The organism is Pseudoalteromonas undina (assembly GCF_000238275.3).
GTDB lineage: Bacteria > Pseudomonadota > Gammaproteobacteria > Enterobacterales > Alteromonadaceae > Pseudoalteromonas > Pseudoalteromonas undina.
Window position 1 is genome coordinate 122,943 of sequence record NZ_AHCF03000004.1, and the last position, 19,518, is coordinate 142,460.

General features: G+C 38.0%; 15 protein-coding genes. 8 read left to right on the top strand and 7 right to left on the bottom strand.

Annotation, left to right across the window (positions count from 1 at the left end):
• Nucleotides 1-253 precede the first annotated feature (253 nt).
• From PUND_RS15630 to PUND_RS15650, 5 genes are read left to right on the top strand one after another with little or no spacing between them, the layout of a single operon-like run.
• Nucleotides 254-1,900 carry a DEAD/DEAH box helicase gene (locus PUND_RS15630; protein ID WP_052024225.1) on the top strand — a complete coding sequence of 549 codons (1,647 nt, stop codon included), beginning with the start codon at nt 254-256 and terminating at the stop codon, nt 1,898-1,900.
• Nucleotides 1,900-3,705: an ATP-binding protein gene (locus PUND_RS15635; RefSeq protein WP_010389538.1), complete on the top strand. Its 1,806-nt coding sequence runs from the start codon at nt 1,900-1,902 to the stop codon at nt 3,703-3,705. Before PUND_RS15630 ends, PUND_RS15635 begins: the two co-directional genes overlap by 1 nt.
• Complete coding sequence (locus tag PUND_RS15640; protein WP_010389537.1) at nt 3,705-4,628, top strand: phospholipase D-like domain-containing protein; 924 nt, start codon at nt 3,705-3,707, stop codon at nt 4,626-4,628. Before PUND_RS15635 ends, PUND_RS15640 begins: the two co-directional genes overlap by 1 nt.
• 3 nt (nt 4,629-4,631) lie before the next feature.
• The gene (locus PUND_RS15645; protein WP_010389536.1) at nt 4,632-7,004 is read left to right on the top strand and encodes a DUF262 domain-containing protein; all 2,373 of its coding nucleotides are present in this window, start codon (nt 4,632-4,634) and stop codon (nt 7,002-7,004) included.
• A gap of 2 nt (nt 7,005-7,006) precedes the next feature.
• Nucleotides 7,007-7,801 carry an HNH endonuclease gene (locus tag PUND_RS15650; protein WP_010389534.1) on the top strand — a complete coding sequence of 265 codons (795 nt, stop codon included), beginning with the start codon at nt 7,007-7,009 and terminating at the stop codon, nt 7,799-7,801.
• On the opposite strand, the gene PUND_RS15655 is transcribed toward PUND_RS15650, so the two are convergent.
• From PUND_RS15655 to PUND_RS15665, 3 genes are read right to left on the bottom strand one after another with little or no spacing between them, the layout of a single operon-like run.
• On the bottom strand, nt 7,798-9,828 hold the full coding sequence (locus tag PUND_RS15655) for a DNA phosphorothioation-associated putative methyltransferase (RefSeq protein ID WP_010389533.1): 2,031 nt from the start codon (nt 9,826-9,828) through the stop codon (nt 7,798-7,800). The two genes, PUND_RS15650 and PUND_RS15655, sit on opposite strands and share 4 nt — an antisense overlap.
• 3 nt (nt 9,829-9,831) lie before the next feature.
• Nucleotides 9,832-10,668 carry a DUF6997 domain-containing protein gene (locus PUND_RS15660; RefSeq protein ID WP_010389532.1) on the bottom strand — a complete coding sequence of 279 codons (837 nt, stop codon included), beginning with the start codon at nt 10,666-10,668 and terminating at the stop codon, nt 9,832-9,834.
• Entirely contained in the window at nt 10,669-10,833 is a 165-nt protein-coding gene (locus tag PUND_RS15665) for a hypothetical protein (RefSeq protein ID WP_010389531.1), read from the bottom strand.
• 218 nt (nt 10,834-11,051) lie between these two features.
• Here PUND_RS15665 and PUND_RS15670 point away from each other — a divergent pair, with 218 nt between their 5' ends.
• Together PUND_RS15670 and PUND_RS15675 are read left to right on the top strand one after the other, a co-directional pair.
• The gene (locus tag PUND_RS15670; protein WP_084601846.1) at nt 11,052-11,384 is read left to right on the top strand and encodes a putative quinol monooxygenase; all 333 of its coding nucleotides are present in this window, start codon (nt 11,052-11,054) and stop codon (nt 11,382-11,384) included.
• A gap of 333 nt (nt 11,385-11,717) precedes the next feature.
• The gene (locus PUND_RS15675; RefSeq protein ID WP_010389529.1) at nt 11,718-12,635 is read left to right on the top strand and encodes a histone deacetylase family protein; all 918 of its coding nucleotides are present in this window, start codon (nt 11,718-11,720) and stop codon (nt 12,633-12,635) included.
• Between the two features lie 434 nt (nt 12,636-13,069).
• Here PUND_RS15675 and PUND_RS15680 read toward each other — a convergent pair whose 3' ends face one another.
• The 3 genes from PUND_RS15680 to dgt all read right to left on the bottom strand — a co-directional run bounded on the left by PUND_RS15680 (nt 13,070) and on the right by dgt (nt 17,311).
• Complete coding sequence (locus tag PUND_RS15680) at nt 13,070-13,918, bottom strand: substrate-binding periplasmic protein (protein WP_010389528.1); 849 nt, start codon at nt 13,916-13,918, stop codon at nt 13,070-13,072.
• 345 nt (nt 13,919-14,263) lie between these two features.
• On the bottom strand, nt 14,264-15,754 hold the full coding sequence (locus tag PUND_RS15685) for a hypothetical protein (RefSeq protein WP_010389525.1): 1,491 nt from the start codon (nt 15,752-15,754) through the stop codon (nt 14,264-14,266).
• A 93-nt stretch (nt 15,755-15,847) separates the two neighbouring features.
• The gene (gene dgt / locus PUND_RS15690) at nt 15,848-17,311 is read right to left on the bottom strand and encodes a dGTPase (RefSeq protein ID WP_010389524.1); all 1,464 of its coding nucleotides are present in this window, start codon (nt 17,309-17,311) and stop codon (nt 15,848-15,850) included.
• Nucleotides 17,312-17,464: 153 nt separating this feature from the next.
• Here dgt and PUND_RS15695 point away from each other — a divergent pair, with 153 nt between their 5' ends.
• Nucleotides 17,465-18,679, top strand: coding sequence for an alkaline phosphatase family protein (locus PUND_RS15695; protein WP_010389523.1), 1,215 nt, complete (start codon nt 17,465-17,467; stop codon nt 18,677-18,679).
• A 93-nt stretch (nt 18,680-18,772) separates the two neighbouring features.
• On the opposite strand, the gene PUND_RS15700 is transcribed toward PUND_RS15695, so the two are convergent.
• Nucleotides 18,773-19,516: a M12 family metallo-peptidase gene (locus PUND_RS15700; protein WP_010389522.1), complete on the bottom strand. Its 744-nt coding sequence runs from the start codon at nt 19,514-19,516 to the stop codon at nt 18,773-18,775.
• Nucleotides 19,517-19,518 lie beyond the last annotated feature (2 nt).

The window sequence follows — 19,518 nt, forward strand, 5'->3', positions numbered from 1 at the left end:
TCTGGAGAAATTGTCCAAGCGGCGATATTAACTTGAATTAAGGTTAAGAGGAAGTCTTCTAGGTAATTAATCATTAAAAAACTGTACCTTTATACAGTTTTATTTAAATTATCTCAATACCCTTGTAGATAGGAGGGGTTTATTGTAAAGTTTTGAATATAAAGACAAATAATCAAGTGATTTAGTCTGATCTGTACCCATGGGCTTACATGCAATGGAAGCTATCACATTGATTTACATTAAAGGACTAAAGATGCTTGCTAAAATTTTATTAAACTTTTCTGAAGATGAATTGTTAAGCTTTCTTCCTAAAAATTCAATAAATTTCGCACTTCAACTTGATGCGCAAGACAATCAGGTCTCAGAGGCCAATTCATATAATAAAAATAAACTTGCCGGAATAGTTGCGAGTGTTAAACAAGTCGATTTTATTTTTGACTCACGACTTCGAAATAAGTTAGTTGAGCGCCTATCAGCAAAGCAGCTAGCTGAGCTGTTTCCTAGTTTTGAACTTCAAGCAAAGCAAGTAACCCCCGAACATTACGATGCAATAATAAGTTGGGCAGATGAAAATCCTGACAAATTTGCTGCTTTAATGGGCCTATCTGCATTATACGAAAGCCAATTAGAGCAAGATAACGCGCTAGAGAGTATTACTCATATAGATCCTAACTATGGTTTATACCCTTACCAACAAAACATTAGCAAACAGGTGTTTTCTGAACTTGTACAGGATAAAAGGCGAGTGCTTATTCACCTGCCTACAGGGGCAGGTAAAACACGAACTGCAATGAATATTGCTGCCGAACATTTAAGGCAATCTGAGAATAACTTAGTTTTGTGGCTAGCAGACAGGGAAGAACTTTGCTCGCAAGCCTATTCTGAATTTTCAAAAGCATGGCAGTCACTAGGTAATCGTTCTACTTCTTTATATGGCTTTTATTCAAGCTCTACAGAAAGTTTAAGTGGTATTGACTCCGGGTTTGTCGTTGCTGGGTTACATAAATTTTTAAGTTTACGAAAAAGCGATTCAAGACAGTTACAACTTTTATATAGCAAGTTGGCTGAAAAAGTAACATTAGTAATTTTTGATGAAGCCCACAAAGCTGTAGCTCCTAAGTTTCAAGAAGTTGTTCAAGACTTTATTGATGACAAAGCATTTCACGCTGACTTAATTGGTTTAACTGCCACTCCTGGCAGAAGCTACTCTGAAGATGGACTATCCGAAGAAGATGCTCGTTTAGCTAATTTTTTCTACAACAATAAAGTTTCTATGCAAATATCAGGTTATCTCTCGCCAATAGATTACTTGGTTGAAAAGGGTTATTTAGCTAAAGCAAACTTTAAGTCATTAAACTATGACCACTCCGGTATTGCTGCATATGAACTAAGAGATGCCGGCGGTGTAGAAACAATGACGACGTTAGCAAATAACATAGAGCGAAATCGTCAGATCCTCAGTGCGATTATTGATGAATGTAAACTTGGGTCACAAATCATTGTTTTTGCCTGCACCGTTGATCACGGAATTAACCTTGCCACTGCACTTGCTTATCAAGGTATTAAAGCAGCTTCTATTGATAGTAAAAATGACACAGTAGAGAGCCGCAGAGCAAAAATAGCGCAATATAAAAATGGTGAGCTGCAAGTTCTTGTTAATTTTAATGTCCTAACAGCAGGATTTGATGCACCTAAAACTAACGTTACTGTAATTGCTAAGCCAATGAACTCCTTAGTACAGTATTTGCAAATGGCGGGCCGTGCTATGCGTGGCTATAAAAGCGGCGGTAACAAAGAATGCAATATTTATACAGTGATGGATAACATACCTGAATTTCAAAGTATTAGCCTCGCATTTGGTTATTGGAATGATATGTGGGCAGAAAAGGATATAAAATAATGAGTAATAGATTTTTAAGTGCTGAGACTGTTATTGAGTCATTAAGGGATAATGGTTACAACAATACAGCATACGCTTTAGCTGAACTTATCGATAATAGCTTACAAGCAACGGCCACCCGTGTAGAAGTTGGTTTTATAGAAGAACAACTAAAAGCCCGTAAAAATTATACCGTATCAGAAATCTCCCTTTGGGATAATGGTGTAGGTATGGATATCGATACCCTTAGAGTTGCTATGCAATTTGGTGGCGGTACACACCGTAAAGATACGGGCGGTATGGGTAAGTTTGGTATGGGATTACCAAATTCATCCATTTCACAGTGTAAGCGCGTTGATGTATGGAGTTGGCAAGCCGGTGCGGAGCCCCACCATACTTATTTAGATGTTGATGAGATGAAAAGTGGTGCGCTAGAAGAAGTCCCAATGCCCACAGCAAAGACAATACCAGCTAAGTACGAAAAAGCATTTTTTACTAAAAAACCGGAATCTGGCACATTAATTATTTGGTCCAAGCTTGACCGTTTAAGCTGGAAAACGGGAAAATCTATTTACCGTCATTGCGAACATTTAGTCGGTCGTATGTATCGTAATTTCATTAGTGATGACAACATAAAAATAGAAAGTATTACTTATCGTAAATCAGCAGATGACAGACTTGATGTTTACGATAAAGATACTTTTAAAGCAAACGATCCAATGTATCTTAAGAAGAATACTTCACTCCCAGAATTACCTGGTAGTTATAAAAATGAAGCGTTTTTTGAAAAAATGGATGAAGAAGTCATCTCCGTTGAATATATCGATGAAAATGGTGAGCCTAAACGAGATGATGTAACTGTTACCACCTCAATGGTTAAAAAGAATATATCAAATCGTATTTTAAAGGATACTGTTGGTAAGTTAGGCGGTACTACTTGGGGTAAGCATTGCAGCAAAAATGTTGGGGTTTCAATTGTTCGTGCTAATCGAGAGTTAGTTTTAAGAGACTCATTCTTAACTTCTGCTTTAAGAGAGAGTAAAGGACGTTTTATTGGTATTGAAGTATCCTTCCCGCCAACGCTTGATGCTGTGTTTGGTGTAACGAATAATAAGCAAGATGCAATTCGTTTAATTCCTTATGAAATGAAAACTATTTTTACTCAAGCTGGATTCGATTCTGAGCAAGAATACCTACGAGATTTAGAAGAGAATTCTGATTCATTACTTCAAGTACTTAAAGTAGTGGCAGTAATTAAAAAGCATGTATCAGCTTTAACTAAAGAGTTAGATACAATAAATGTTGAAGGCAAAGCTGTAAAAGGGGAAGAGCCTAAAACAGTGTCTGAAGGCGCAGCATCTAAAGCAACACAAGGCTCTGCACATCGTGAAACTCATGGCCATAAAACTAAAGAAGAAGCACCAAAAGAGCTAAAGAAAGAGGATGTTGTTGATCATCTTAAAAAAGCAGGTGGAATGAGTGATGAAGAAGCTGAAGAAAAAGCTGAGCGCCTTATCCTTACAGGAAACCGTTTTTTAATTGAAGACGTAGCACGAGATTCTGAAGCCTTTTTTGACGTATCAACAAGTAAAGGTTTAACGCTTGTATTATTCAATACCAACCACGTATTTTATCAAAAGCTTGTAAGCAAACTCGGTGGTGATGAGCTTGAAATAATGCAAACTACAATTGCAGGTTTTGCACGAGTGATGAATGAAACAACTGACGAAAAGCGTTTAAATTATCTAAATACTATTCGCCGAGAGTGGGGGTTAGTGATTAGTGAGTTCCTTCAAGGCCCTGAAGATGATGCGGACGACTTTTAATGTCGAGCTTAATCTCAAGTTCAGAGCTTACATATCAGCTAGAGAAATTATTACCTAGCTGTAAAAATTTAACTATTATATCTGCTTTTATGACCCGATCAGCGACAAGCTGGTTGGGTCGATTAATTTCTAACAATAAACCTAAAGTGCAATTGATAGGCCGTTTTACACCAACTGATTTTGCAAAAGGTGCAAGTGACTTAAATGCACTTCGAGATTGCATTAACAGTGGCTACCAAGTTAAAGCACTAATAAACCTGCACGCAAAAATTTATCAAATAGATCAAGACACTATTTTTAATGGCAGTGCTAATTTAACGGGTAAAGGGTTAGCCTTAGTTAATAACGGTAACTTAGAATCCTGTAGTAGGGTAAATGCTTGTGAACAATCTAAAGCATTCATTAATAAAGTTGTTGAATCAGCAACTGAGTTAAGTATAAATACGCTTGATAAAATGCAGGCGTTTTTAGAACAATTTGATGATGCGGATGAAACAGAGTTACCTGCTGTATGGCCCGAAGAGATAATGCCTCAAACAACTGAGCTGTTTGTATCAGACTTCCCGCTAGGTAAACCAGGTGTTACTTTGAATGAATACCAACTCAACTCTTCGTTACCTTTTGCTCAAATTGAGAATGCTAAAGACGATTTTGCATTAGCGTCAACTTTATTTAAGCAAGCAAAGGCATACCGTTGGTTAAAAAAACAAATTACTGAAAATCAGTCAGAACGAGACTTGGGTTTCGGGCAAATATCAAGGTTGCTGCATGACGCATTAGCTGATGACCCAGTACCTTATCGGCAAGAAATAAAAGATCTCCAAGCAAATTTATATTCCTATTTAAAGCTCTATGCAAGTGATGAAATAGAGGTTTATATGCCAGGTAGACGAAGTGAAGTTTTAAGAATAATTAAGGAATAAGTAATGAGTATTTATGAAGGTGCGTCAAAAAGTATAGGGAGCTATTTACAAGGGGAAACATATTTCTTTATACCTGAATATCAGCGCAAGTACTCCTGGTCTGAAAGAAATGTGAAAGAGTTAATTAGTGATATTGAAATTGGACTTAGATCACTAACTATAGCTCAAGAAGAAAAGCGAGAGAAGAACTCTAGTACTTACTTAGGTTGTGTTATTGATTGGCATCGTGATGCAAAAGATAGTGATTATTTAGCTGAACATATTAATAATAAATATATAAATAAAGTTCGCGAGCTAATCGATGGTCAACAGCGAACTTCAACTCTGGCTATTTTATCGTCTCGTTTATACCTAAAGCTGGAAAAAATCCTACTTACACTAGATCTAAATATTGATGAGGAGAAAAAGTTAGCTGAGGATGTTTTCAAAACCTACCAGGAAGGTATCCTTTTACCTTCCTTTTCTAGAAAAGATGCGAGTTCGGAAACTCTACGCCCATTCATAATACGAGAAGGTGAAGATCTATGGTCACTGGAGTGTAGTTCATCATATAAGTCACCCTTGAGTAATTATTTATCTCAAATCATTGTATTTATAGAAAAAATAAATTCAGGTTTAGATGGTAGTATCGAAGTTGAGGATGCTCCATGTTCTGATGATGAACAATTGAAAGTAGCTATCGACACTTGTGACCAACAAATCGAGTGTTTGTTAGATAATTTGACTGAGTGTAGAATTATTGATGTATTTTTTAAAGGTAAGGAGTTATTTCCTGGTCTGAATACAAAATACTCAAAGGTGGATTTGAATGAGTATATCTTAAATAACCCTAAGAGAATCCAGGTTATTTCTGAGATTATAGGGTTGTGTTCTTACATTAAATACATGCATAAATATTGCTTTTTGACAATTATATCATCACCTTCTCAAGAAAAATCGCTTGATATCTTTCAGTCAATTAATTCTACTGGCGAGCAGTTAACAGCATTTGATCTTGTAAAACCTATGCTTGCGAAATGCTTTAAAGCAGACAATTTGCTTTTCAAAGATTCTGGGGCATTTAAAGTCTTTAATGAAGTTGATGAGTGGGTTTCAAAAGGTAATAAGTGGTATCGTTCTCAAACAAGAATCAAAAGCTTTTTCGAAATTGCTAAGTTTTATTTTAATATTGATTCGCAAGCATCTAATTTAACAGGGCAGAGAAAAATAATAACTCAAGGATTGAGTAATTGTCTGAAAAACAGAGATGAAGAAGGCGATGGCGTTGGCACTTATAACAATCTAAACCAATCGGAAATTGCTACAGAGTTTTGTGAAATTTTACTTAGCATAAAGTGTTACCTTGAATACTTTACGTTAAACAAGGACTTTAATACAAAATTTTCTGACGATGCAGTATATTTAGACAAGAGCAGGCAACACTTATTTGATAGAAAGGTTGCTTTCAATTTCTTCTATATCTTAGATTCTCATGATATATGTAATGCTTTCCTGGTCTCTATTTACCATAAATATCGAATGTCACATTCTGAAAACAGCGAAAGCTATAAGCTTCTACTGTTTAGAGCAATTAACTTATCAGCGATAATTTTCACAAAGTGCAGATTGTTAATTAATAAGTATCCAGATGGGTTTTGGAAGCAAAAATATAAAGATGGCCTTCTATACAAAAAGGAGATAGAGCTCAGTTATGTGGAAAATATAAAAGCTTCATTTGATGGACATATGGAAGTTCAGTTCGGTTTGAGCTCTTCAGATGCAAGCTTTAACGAAGTACAGCAACAGCAAATAGTGAAAAACCTCACTTACTCATCAGCAAAGCCACTTATTAAGTTTTTTATGTTTTATGCGGCGACTAATACACTACCCGGTACAGGTGAGGAAGTAGGTTTGAATCGTTATTCTACAAAAGGAAATGATTTAATCAGACCATCTAATTGGATTAATAATGATTACCAATCGGTCGAGCATATTGCTCCAAAAGATCTTTTAAATAAACAGATACCTCCTTGGGACATTAAGCTTTGCGATGCTTCTGATTCTATCAATTCCGTGGGAAATTTAACCTTACTAAATCCAAGTATTAACTATTCTATAAAATGTGGGGCTAAGGCTAAAGCTGAAGCTTTTGCTAAGTTATTGGATGACAATTTTACAGTTGAAGCACAATACATAACTGATTACTGCTCTTCTTTAGTTGACTACAGTGAAAGGTTGCACCATTTAAAAGCAATTTCCGAAAGACTCTGTAAATGGGTTTTAGTTGATCTTGAAAAAGAAGATGTAACTTTTGATTGGGACAAAGATTTTATAACAAAACGCTCATTAAGATTGGCAGAGATATTTTTAAAGAACTTGCAATTAGAGGCTCTTTAATTATGGGTTCAATATTAAAGTACCCATTTACATCACACTCATGGACTTTACTTTCTGAAAATATAGTGATAAAAAAAGCTGATAAATCTTTAATTAATAGCTTTGAGTCAGGCGTACCTAAAGATATAGTTATTTTTTTCATTGATAAAAAACTAGGTTTAGGGGAGCATAGTGAACCTCTTGAGTTTTATATTAATAGCAATGTCTTTTATATTACACTCAATCGTAAATCATCAGGCAGACATTACCTTACTTTTTCCAGTGCAAAAAATGAACTTTCAGAAATGGGAATATCAATAGGTGATAACGTTTGGTTCGAAAAAAGCCCTACCCAGAAAAATAAATTTTATCTCTATACTAAAGGCTATTCTAAAAATTCAATTTTACCTGATTTAAAAAAGTTTGAGGTAACAGAAGGTTTAGGTTTAGTTAACTATAGGTTAGGTCAATCGTATTTCAGAGATAATGTGATTCAAGAGTGTAAAGGAAAATGTATCGTTACCAATGTGACTGATCATTCAATATTGGTTGCAAGCCATATAAAGCCTTGGAAATACTCTAATAATATTGAAAAATACGATGGTTCAAATGGATTGTTACTTGCCCCTCACGTTGATAAATTATTTGATAGAGGTTTAATTACTTTTAATAATAAAGGTCGTATTGTCATTTCTCAATTATTGTCAAAACGTGTATTAGAATTATGGAATATTAATAGAGATAAAAATTATTTTTTTACAGCTAATCAAATGCATTATATGGAATACCATGGTAAGGAAGTTTTTAAGGGTATTTAACTTCGGTAAAAACGATAACTCTTAATCCGCAATTTCACCTGGTTTAATAATGCAATAAGTTGATTATATTTAATATTTCGATACTCACTATCAAGCTTGCTAAGTTCTTCCCAAAGGCGTTTATTAAACGCCTTTTGTTTTTTATAGTCCTCAAACGTATCGTCAATGTAATCTATTTTATTGAGGAGGAGCGGTCGTTTTTCTTCAATGACGTAATCAAAAAAATCAACATCCTGATCTGCCATTTTTATTTTAACGCGTTCTTTTAACTGTGGGAGCGGAGAGTCATAAAACCCTTCATAACCAAGCAGTGTTACCTTACCCGAATGTATATGAACTTTTATAAGCTGAATATCATCAAGCTCGCCATACATTTGTAGGGCTGCGCCAATATATACACGAAGTACGAGTGGTAATAAGGTGATAAAGTCTTTATGCAGTGTTAGTGCATGGGGCTGGCCGTTTTCAAAATCGATTTTACCTGCAGGTAATATCTTCTCAGCTTCTAGGCATAGTGATTCAATCAATGCACTATCTGCTATTTGAAAAAGCAGCTCAGTGGCTTGGTGCTGCGCTATTTTGTAAGTGTCGAAGAATGCTTTAATGTCGCGCTTTAAGTCTTCAGGTTGTTGTGCATATGGTTTACGCTTTTCAAACATAGCAAGAGCAAAATAAAGAAGTAAATCTTCTTTACGCATTGTTTCAGCGGTTGTTAGCTCGTCTTCTTCAAACCACTTTAAAACAAGTTGTAGGGCTTTTTTATTTGAACCAATAACTTCTTTTATTTTGTCACTTTGCGCAAATTCATTGTTTGCAGGGCAGCGGCCTAGCGTTAAACACGTTAACCAAAACGATTCAAAAAGTTGCTGATGCTGCGTAAATAAAATACGCGCTTGTTCTTCATTAACAGGCTCAGGCGCTGTTAGGTGTTGCCACTTATAAGTACGTTTATGACGGTTTTGTAAAAAGTGCTGTTCTAGTTGTTTGTCTTTAAATATATAGTAAATACCAGGAGCTACAGCAATCGCGTTTTCGTCAACGCTCATTTCTATAAACGCTTTAAGCTCAGCTTGCGTATAATATTTTTGGAAAGTATTCCGGCTTGTTATTACACCATCTTTGTATGGTTGAAACTGACTAACGAGTGATTCGTTACCTAACATTGCAGATACAACCAATAGTTTTTGTGAAAGCTCCCACGCACCAAGTAGCGCTTCTATTCGTTCATCTCGGTCTTCTATTACATTAATTACAAAACCAATATTAACAATGTCAGAAATAACTTTATCTGCATCAGGTCGGTAATTAAGATCCCAACCTAATGCATCTATCCCATGAGCCTCTAACTCTCGTAAATCATCACCTCTACCGCACCCGTAATCAAAAATAGAGTAATCACCATTTAAAAAGCCGTTTTTAGCTAATGTTTTTAAAGGGGCAGAAAGTTCATGCCGTACAATTGCCGTTAAATGTCGATCAATTGTTTTGTCATCAGTAGGGCTTTGTACTGCAGAGCTTCGGAATAAACGACCATCAACTAGCTCGTATCCTTTTTTTGTAATTAAACGTTCCCACGAGCCTCTAAAGCCGATCATACGCGTGTTTTCGTATAGGCCCGCTTGCTCGCCTTCAGCAGTTAAATCACAAAATAATTGATAGTGTTTATTAGTAGGCAAAACCATGGTTTCTTTTCGATGCAAAATAGGTGGGTTTTCGCTGTTATCGTATTTAGTTATTTTGTGCGACAGTTTTGCTAGATCTACAGTTACGCTTTGCTTAAGCGCAGGGTATGAATCTTCATAAAAGGTTGGGTAGCTTAACAGTGAAAGTCTAAAGTCACTTTTAAATAACTTTATAAGATCGTAATCGGATTCATCAACCTTTAAAGCTTGCGCAACAACTTTAATAAATTTAACTAAATCGGCAGGTGCATCAGCAAATGCATCTTTGTGGAAATAGATTGCATCAGGTAGCTTTTTTGCTATTTTTACTTTTTTTACAAGCTGCTTAAATTGCTCTGCGTTCATAGTCTAATAATTTGCTAAATGTAGTGCCTGCAATTTACAGGGGCTCAATGTATCCAAACTATATAACTCATCTTGTTGATTTACAATGCAAGGGCACTCAGCAATGTAGAAGTCGATACCGTTAGGCGTTTTTATGCTCCGTAAATAAACGGGCACTATTGGCATAGACGAGGGCAGCTTTTGTAATAGGCTTAAACTAGGGTAAAGCAGTTTATGTTTGGCTAAAGAATCAAATTTATAGCTATGCTTTGCCTCAATTACAAATAAGTGTTCTTTACCGTTTCGCTTAGCAACAAATACAGCATCGATTTCAACTTGGCCTTTTATATGCTCAAGAACGACGTTTTCGTTAGCGAGTGGTTTAAAGTTAAACGTAAATGTACTTTGCCCGTTTGCAGGCACAACCATTGTTTTATCATCTTCGAGATTAAGCGCTTCAGCCATTAACCCTGATGCTATAGCTAGATTTACAACTGAGGTTTCAGTTACTTTTGGCAGTAGTTGGAAAGCAAATAAGCTGCGAATAGAAACATTAGGTAAAAATAACTCTGGCTGTAATTGACTAAAGAGAGATGAATCGTCAAAAAAGAATGTCTTCACATCATCCGTTTTCACAAGCGAAAAGTAAGTTTGATTAGAAGCAGGGCGAGAACCAAGCCTTAACACCATCATATTTTGGTCTTTTAAAACTTTAGGCAGTTTTTTGATTGAGTCTATAGATATTGAAGCTGCGGTGTTTGCTTTTAAATTATTAGCGTTAACATAGTCTTGGAAGCCTTGAGGAATAGATACTTTTTGTTCTTTGGCTTGCATTTCTTGCAGTAAATCGTGAAAAATCACTTATTGATCCTTGATTTCAATATAATAAAAATACGCGCGTCCGCGCTTTTCAAACTTAAGTTCACCACGCTCGCGGCGGTGCATTAACTCACAGTCTGTTATTTTTAGATGTTTGATGGTCTCTTTGCTCGAAAGCCATTTTCCTTTTTGATCTTGATTAGCCATTTAAGTTACTCAAATAATTAAGATAACTCAATATACCTAACAGCAATAGCAACAACAAATTTGAAGGCGGTTGCCAAGACAATTCCCCCGTGATCACACCCGAAATTGAATTAATGATGAGTAATAACAGCGCATGGATGCGCGTTAAGCGATGCCTACACACGGACGTGTTTCATCGCCTTTACGTTCATATCATTAATTTGAATTGAGAGAACAGTGTGATCCTCGGGGCGCCGAGAGATTCCAAAGAGAAGTCGGCGATTACTTCTCTTTGGTTGCCGTCGCCAACGCGACATGTAACTTCATTATTTGATGACTGTAAAGGGCGTTTACAGCAAATTTTAAAGCCTACACAGTCTGAGGTTGGCTGTATTCGATTTGAGCTATACAGCAATAGTGAGCAAACATGCTTGTTTTTAGTCGAACAATTTACGTCGCAAGCTGCTTTGGATACGCATTATTCACAGCCCTATGTAAAAGAGGTGTTTGCATTTTATGAAACGGCGTTAGCAAAACCGGTAGAAGTAAATAAATTAGTCGCGATTGAGTAAGTTTAATTTATCGTGTGTACCTCATTGGACTGGGGAGTGTGTGTCCTCGGACGGTCGGCACACGCTAACGCGACATGTATAAATAAAGATGGCGAGCGGCGGGTTGCGGGGAGCGGGCTTTGAGCCATTAAAAGCTACGCTTTTCACGTCAGCAAGCTGCACGCCTATAGTAAAACTTAAAGAACACTACTAAGATAATTCTCTCGTCATTCGTGCCCGAAAAGGCTAAATTGATAACTAATATAGTGCATAGGCGTTTTTAATTTATTTAACAGTAGCTCACGAGGTATTACGTTACGCTAAAGAGCTTGCAGAAACGGAAAATGCATAAACATGAAAGTTATTTATGAGCCAGGTTTTAATTATCAGTTAGGGTTATTAAAATACTTGCACCCATTTGATGGTGAAAAATTTGCTAAGGTTATTTCAGAGCTTGGCGGCTCAGATATTGAAATAATCTATCCAAGTGAACCTGTTCCAACTAAAGTAATTAATGAGTACCTCAATGAGTTAATGAGAAAGTTGGTTTTGAGTAAAACACTTGTTTTACGTACACTTGAAGTACCCAGTATTCCTTTTGTTAGCTTTGGCTTTATAGATAAAAAAATTCTGACACCTATGCGCTTAGCTGTTTCAGGTACTTTATTGGGTGCTGAAAATGCCTTGAAGTCTGGTGAGATTATGTGGAACTTATCAGGCGGTTTTCACCATGCTAGTTATGCAAATATGGAGGGTTTTTGTGTTTATAATGATGTTGGTATTAGTTATCAACAATTGCGAAAGAGTGGCCACTTAAGTGAAACTGATAAAGTTTTAATTATCGACGTTGATGCCCATCACGGAAATGGCAATGCTTTCTCGTTTAAAGACAACGAAAATGTACATTTGCTAGATGTATATAATGAGGATATTTACCCGACCTCACAATATACTCGTAACAGAGTAAACTTTCCGGTTCCGTTAAAAAGTGGTGTAGAAGGCTGCGAATATTTAGAAAAGTTAACTCAAGCGCTTGAGTTAATAACGGTTAATTATGCTTTGGTTTTTGTTGTAGCTGGGACTGATGTATTGGCTGTTGATAAATTAGGTGGCTTTAAACTTACTGTTGAAGATGTTGCCAAGCGTGAAAAAATCATACTGTCTCACTTAAAAACGCTTGAAATACCAACTGTGGTCACTGGTGGCGGCGGTTACTCAAAACAAAGCGCTTCGGCCATAGCTGCTGCAATTAAGGCTTGTTCAACACTATAAACTCATCACTTACTCTTTAAATAAAATCAAAGCCGAATATACACTTCAGCTTGCCATTAAAAGCTACGCTTTTCGCGTCAGCAAGCTTAACGCCTATGATGATAAAAGGCGCTAGGTTGTGTTCGTTGCCAGTCGCTTGCTGCTCGAAACCGAAATTGGCGTTTAAAATAATCACAGCTAAAACTGGTTTCTACGATTTCAACTTACCAATTAATACAATGAGGCAATTAAGTGCGCTATTCGCCTCATTTTTTGAGGCGAATAATGCGTGAAAGTAACGTAATTTAAAAGCGGTGCTTTTCGCGTCAGCAAGCTTAACGCCTACTGTGGTAAAGGCAGCGGGCTTCGAGTGACGAGCAGCGAGCTTGTGCTAAAACCTAAAGCCTAAAGCCTAAAGCCTAAAACCTAGCTCGTAGCTTGCAACCCGTGCCAGGTCAGTCGGCCAGGGCGTTATTTGTGGGTTGATAAGCGCCATTATCTAACGCATCAAAGTAGGCTTGATAGCGGCCGTTTTGTTTAAATTTAAGTAATTGCTGATTAAAAATTTCAAGCCGCTGTTTACTGTATTTGTTATTTTTAGGGAACATCATAAAGCTTTGGTTTATGAGTAAAGCTTTGGGGTGATGGTTAATAGAGCTAAATAAGTTAGGTAACTTACTGGCCAAGGTGTAATAGCCTACGCTTTTTTCCTCGGCAAAGGCGTCTATTCTGCCCATAGCTAAGCGTTTAAAGTTTTGCTCTGTAGTACTTACTCGCGACATATCAAATAGACCCGCTTGTAGTGCTTTATCAAACTCTTCGCCATAACTGTAAGCAAGCCCACCACCGAGTAATAAGCCTTTTAAATCGTTTAGGTTTTGCCAATCAAAAGGGCGTCTTTTGTAATAAAAAAATACAAAACGCTCGTTTAACACTGGCTCACTGTAAAAATAATCCTCAGTACGTTGTTGTTCAAACATCCATACGGCGGTGGCTGCGTATTTATCATTAATAGTGTCGTGGTAAGCACGCGGCCAGGGTAAAAAGGTAAAGTTAACCTTAATATTGGCTTGTGCAAATAAGTCGGTGATTAAATGGGCAATCACACCTTGATGAGGTAATGATTCACTTAAAAAAGGGGGCCATTCGCCGGTACTTATATTTAAAGTAGTGGTATGTGTGGGCTGTTCGTTTTTGGGTTGAATTGCTTCAATTGCGTTACTGTAATCACTCACTAAAGCCATCAGACAAAAAGATGCGGTAAAAATAAGGTATCTTAATTTAGCTGATAACATCACATGCATATGTATAGTTTACTCCTTCTTAGCCATTAGGTTGTGACCGATACTGTTTAAAAAGTAGGCTATTGTAGTGAGTGAAACTGAATGCACGCTTAAGCTAGGTCAGTCGGCAATAATACTTAATCATTTTACGGGGCTAAACGTGTCGCTACCTGCGTTAAAAAACTCTCATTTACGACTGCATGGATGCAGAAGGTAGAGCAATGCAGGAGCAATTGCTGAGAACAGCTAAATAGCAAATTTTTTGCCTAGCTATTAACACATTTTTCCTGCCTCAAAACAGACCACTTGATTAAGCGAATTGGTATTAGATTTAAAGCCACCTTTTAATAAGTACAGCGTACTCTATTATTCTTTTGTTTGCATGTTTTTTGCGCGCTCTTCAGCTTCAATTAGTGCTTGTGATTTAGGGGCGCGTTGCTTTTCTTCCACTTTCGGTTTTTGTGGTGAATTTGGATCCCAACTTTCATCAAGCGATAAGTTAGCAAATGGGTTACTGCTTTGTGGCGGTATATCAGGCTTAGTGGGTTCAACTGGCGATACCTTTACTTGTTCTGGTTTTATCGCACTTTTTTTAGTGGGTAAGGGGGCGTTGGGATCGAAGGTGCGTATTTCAGGCTCTTTAAAGTCGTGCTCGGTAGATGGCGTTAACGGTGAGCGCGGTTGTTTAGGCGAATGTAAGTCTGCCTTTGGTTGTTGAGGCGAAATGGGCTCAGCTGCAATAGGTGCTTCTTTTTTAGTCGCTGGTACAGGCTCGCTAGGCTGATTAACCGGCTTGCGCTGTTTTTTGATTTGTTTGGCTTCGGGGTCAAAGTCTCTTACTTGTGGCTCTGCATGCTCGGTGGCATTTTTTATTCGTTCTAAAGTGGCTTTAGCGGCGGCTTCAAACTCTGCGGTATTCGGGATTTGCTTTACTTTAGCTGTACTCACTTCGTTTGCGTTTGGCTCGGCACTTTCGGTTGTTGTTTTTGGCTCGCTTTTGCTAGTATCAAGAGTCTTAGATTCATCAATAGCAGTACTACTTTGCTTGTCATCGCACTTAGTAGGGGGAGCAGCTGGTGGCATACTGGTATCAGCAGGCTCGTTATTTTGCTTAACATGGCGTAGGCGCATTAATACAACAACCCCAATTATTACCACTAAGAGTAGCGCCACACTGGGTAATACTAGCGACAACATGTTTGATTTTTTAGGGATTGATGAGGCAACACCGTTAACTTGCTCTGTGGCATTTACGGTAACCGGCATGGCCGTTTGTAAAGGCTCTACTGTTGATTTTGTAACTGCTGGAGTTGTGTTGTTTTGCATGGTTGTATCAATGCTAGGCTGATCATTTGTTGCAGCATCAGTTTGTTCATCGTTTGTTGTTTTATTGGTTTGCGGCTCATTAGGCTCGGTACTTGCTGATGCTGGAACAGTTGTACTTTGAGTATGTTTAATACTTTGCTCAATATCTGGCTCAGACGCTGTTGCTACTGTTTGTTCAACGTTTGATTTTGCGCTTTGCTGTGTAAGTGATGACTGGGTTTGACTCTGTGCAATAGGGGTATTTACAACAGATGAAACAGGCTCAGTTACTTGCGGTTTTGTAATCTCAGGGATGGGTTGTTCAATAATGGGTTGCGCTTTAGGCTTTGCTGCTGGTTGAGTACGTGCTGGGTTACTGCAGTTTTTTTTGTAGTCGCGAGCGGCGTTACGGTACTTACGGCTAGTTTTGTCGTTACTATATTGCTGCATTTCTTGTTTTATAAGAATGCACATCGCTTCGTTGTAAGCGACACTGCTGGCACTATAAAACAAAGTAAAACAAAAAAGTAAGCAACTCAGTAACGGTTTCATAAAACTCAAAAGCGGTTAAGCATCAATGCACTAATTTTAAGCGTAAAGTAAAAAATTATCTAGGGCTTAGCAATTTCGCGCGCTAAGCCTAAATTAGTCAATCACCATTAAGCTGCGGTACTCGTCGTAAGCAAATTGGTCAGTCATGCCGCTTATGTAGTCTTGAATGAGTCTACATCTGTAATAAAACTCATAAGCTGCAAAGTGGTCGGGCTCTTCTTGCATGGCATTTATAGCGTGCTGATAGCTACTTAAATGTTTTTTAGAGAGTTTTTTAACTAATCTCGATTCTATTAATAAACGGTTGTCGCCATGTAGTGCGCGTTTAAAGTCGTCGCTAGTTAATTGCAGTAACGGTTTATAGCATTCTAGTAGGCCGTTAATAATACGGTAGCCTTGTAGTTCGAGCTTTTCGACCTCTTTATGAGAAAATACATGCTCAAGTGCCACTTGTTTTAGGGCTTGGGTTACTGCATGCAGGTAGCTGCGGTCTTCTAATAATGCATGGTTAAAGTCACCATGATAAATTGGCTCTATGTTTTCAATAAAGCGTTTAGCAGCATGATTTACTAATGGGTGCAGTAACGATACACGCAAATAAATAAAAAATTCACTATTAAAATTAAAGGGCTGTGCTTGCGCGCGTTCAATAGCGTAATTAATTGCATCATCGACAAAGCTTTGATGTTGGGTGTCGTTTAAGGCTAAGTTAATTAACGCTTTTTGATACTGTTTTTTTAGTTGCTCGCATAATAACTGTGTGGTGATTATGTCTTTTTCTACCGCATCTTCTATGTCAGCCAAGCAATAAGAAATATCGTCAGCGGCTTCCATTATGTAACTGGCTGGGTGGCGGCAATTCGGCTCCATTTTGAGCTCAGTTTGCAGTGCCTCTACAAAGCTTTTTTCACTGTAGTAGTAGCCCACTTTTTTCATAATGTAGTTTTTATTTTGTGGGATATCTTGCTTCGCTAAGCTGGCAGGGCGGGTGTACTTTAAAATTGCCGCACTTTGGCTGTAGGTTAAATTTAGGCTGAGCAATGAGTGAATAATACGTATGCCTTGGGCGTTGCCTTCAAAACTGCAAATATCTTGCGCTAAATGTTTAAAAATAACGCCTATACTGCTATTGGCTGTTTGGCAACGCTCAGGCGTAATACTGGCCAAGTTAGCATTAAACCAATTATTAATGGCGGCCTCGCCAAAGTGACCAAATGGCGGGTTACCAATATCGTGCATTAGGCAGGCCATTTCTACTAGGGTTTCTAGCGGGCGCTCTAAGCCTGATAAACCATATTCTTTTTGCTGTTGGTAATTTAAGTTGGCAAAAACACGCTGCACAATAAATCGACCAACTTGTTGTACTTCTAATGAGTGAGTAAGGCGCGAGCGCACGGCTGCATTGCGTTCAAGCGGAAATACTTGGGTTTTTTGTTGCAGCCGACGAATGGCTGCACTATTAATAATTCGGCCACGATCGCTCTCAAGCGCCATTTGTAAATTGGCCGTCGTGCGCTGCATACGCGCTGGGGTGATTTTGCTGCTGAAGTCGATCATGGCAATCCTTTTATTTTGCACGTTGGGCTCTTATTAAGTGCACAGTTATATTTTTTAGTGAGCCATCTTTAATCTATCAGCATGTATCATAAAGTAACAACTTGCTTTAGTATTATTTTTTATAAAATTAACATACATCTATAGGTGTTTAAAATGAAGTTGTGGATCACAAAGGCAGTCTGTTTTTGCCTTTTATTAGGGATGAGTAATGCGTTTGCAGCCAAAGAGCAAACTGTAGTGATGATTTCAATTGATGGCTTGCGTTGGGATTATATTGAAAAGCACGGTGCTCCCAATTTAAAAGCAATGGCTGAGCAAGGGGTTAGAGCACAAAAAATGCAGCCAGTTTACCCTACTAAAACGTTTCCAAATCATATTTCGGTGATTACTGGTTTACTACCCGTTAACCACGGTATTGTTGACAATAAATTTTGTGACAAAGCGCGCAATAATCAATGCTACAGCATGGGTAAAGGCCAAAAAGACAGTACCTGGGTACGTGGTACTCCATTATGGAATTTAGTAAAAATGCATGGGCTTAAATCGGCGGTGTATTTTTGGCCTGAGTCTGATGCGCGCTTTAATGGTATGACGCCAGACTACTATTTTCATTATTCCAAACAAGGTAAATACCAAGACAGAATTGACCAAATTGTACAATGGTTAAGTTTGCCTCAAGCGCAGCGCCCACGTTTTGTAGCCAGTTACTTTTCGCTGGTTGATAGTATGGGGCATGAGTTTGGCCCAGATGCAGCACAAACACGTGACGCTGTTCATAAGTTAGATGCCTTAATGGGGCAATTACGTACTCGCTTGAGCAAATTATCTCAGGATATAAACTTAGTAATTGTTTCTGATCATGGCATGGCACAGGTTGATCCTGAGCAAAGCATTATTGTTAGCAGTTTACCTAAAGATGATAATTTTATTATTGTGAATACCGGTCCTCGTTTACTTATTTATACTAAAAGCGATGCTAAAAATGCTGATATTGACGCGTATAAAGCACGTTTACAAAAAGCGGCTAAGGGGCGTTATAGTGTTTTAAGTAGCGAACAGCTTGAAGGCTACCATTATAACAGCGGGAGCCGAGTGGGCGATATTGTGGTGCAAACCAATGCGCCTGCGGTATTTAGTAACGGTACTAAAGCGCCTTATTTAGGTACACATGGCTATGCTTATAGTGATGATATGGCAGCCACCTTTGTAGCAGCAGGTCCTGCGTTTAAAAATGGGGTAAGTATTGAGCTGGTGAATAATTTAGATATTTACCCTGTACTTGCCAAGGTAATGGGGTTAACGCTAATGAGTAAAGTAGATAGCGATGGCAAAACCTTAATGCCTGCAATAAAAGCAGTTAATCATTAAAAAGAGCGCCGAGGCGCTCCGCAAGGGAAACTTAATTGGTGTAAATGGGTAATAATTTACCCATTTATTTAATGCTAATTCTTAGAATTGGGTTTATTTAAAGTTAGCAATACTGGTTTTTGTGTCGGTTACAGTACGAATAGCATATGCTTGGTTGGTTACACCAAATGAAATGCCGTTTACGCTCCAATTTGGGTTAGAGAAATAATCGTACTGAGTTGCACTACCAAACACATGCGGGTAAGCCATAATACTGGCAAATTCATTTTGTACACCGTGGCCCATACCATCAACATATACGCCACCGGCCGTATCGCCTTGCTTACGAGAATGCGCCAAACCTTGGTTATGACCTAGTTCGTGTACGAACGTTGTAGCTCCACAATCAACGGCTGTTATTGAATACATACGGTTACTCATTGAGCTGTATAAATTGCCATTCGTACCTTGACCAACCCATGCTAGTCCACAAGAGATTAAACCGCTGCCTGCACTTTGGCCTGTGCCTAATACGGCTACCATGTCGGCTTTCCAATCATTACGTAAACCATCTACGTAGCTGCTATTTGTCACAGCGTTAAGCCAATCTTCTGAAGGGGTTATTGCATGGTTGCCTAAGTTTTGAGAACCGACTAAACGCAGTGTTATATCAACGCCATTTTGACTATATACTTGATTACTAAAAGCAATAAGCTGATTAATTTTAGTATTAATATTGCTGGTAGCGGCAGCTGATTGGTCGGTATATAGAATACCAATATCAATTGTTTCTGCTGACACTGTGCTAGCGGCACATAATGCCGTTGCAATAGCGGCTGTTGATATTATTTTTTTCATAG

Bases quoted from the DNA above. Each gene is read 5' to 3' on its own strand.
- PUND_RS15630 (WP_052024225.1), top strand. From the start codon at position 254: ATGCTTGCTAAAATTTTATTAAACTTTTCTGAAGATGAATTGTTAAGC.
- PUND_RS15635 (WP_010389538.1), top strand. From the start codon at position 1,900: ATGAGTAATAGATTTTTAAGTGCTGAGACTGTTATTGAGTCATTAAGG.
- PUND_RS15640 (WP_010389537.1), top strand. From the start codon at position 3,705: ATGTCGAGCTTAATCTCAAGTTCAGAGCTTACATATCAGCTAGAGAAA.
- PUND_RS15645 (WP_010389536.1), top strand. From the start codon at position 4,632: ATGAGTATTTATGAAGGTGCGTCAAAAAGTATAGGGAGCTATTTACAA.
- PUND_RS15650 (WP_010389534.1), top strand. From the start codon at position 7,007: ATGGGTTCAATATTAAAGTACCCATTTACATCACACTCATGGACTTTA.
- PUND_RS15655 (WP_010389533.1), bottom strand. From the start codon at position 9,828: ATGAACGCAGAGCAATTTAAGCAGCTTGTAAAAAAAGTAAAAATAGCA.
- PUND_RS15665 (WP_010389531.1), bottom strand. From the start codon at position 10,833: ATGGCTAATCAAGATCAAAAAGGAAAATGGCTTTCGAGCAAAGAGACC.
- PUND_RS15675 (WP_010389529.1), top strand. From the start codon at position 11,718: ATGAAAGTTATTTATGAGCCAGGTTTTAATTATCAGTTAGGGTTATTA.
- PUND_RS15680 (WP_010389528.1), bottom strand. From the start codon at position 13,918: ATGCATGTGATGTTATCAGCTAAATTAAGATACCTTATTTTTACCGCA.
- PUND_RS15685 (WP_010389525.1), bottom strand. From the start codon at position 15,754: ATGAAACCGTTACTGAGTTGCTTACTTTTTTGTTTTACTTTGTTTTAT.
- dgt (WP_010389524.1), bottom strand. From the start codon at position 17,311: ATGATCGACTTCAGCAGCAAAATCACCCCAGCGCGTATGCAGCGCACG.
- PUND_RS15695 (WP_010389523.1), top strand. From the start codon at position 17,465: ATGAAGTTGTGGATCACAAAGGCAGTCTGTTTTTGCCTTTTATTAGGG.
- PUND_RS15700 (WP_010389522.1), bottom strand. From the start codon at position 19,516: ATGAAAAAAATAATATCAACAGCCGCTATTGCAACGGCATTATGTGCC.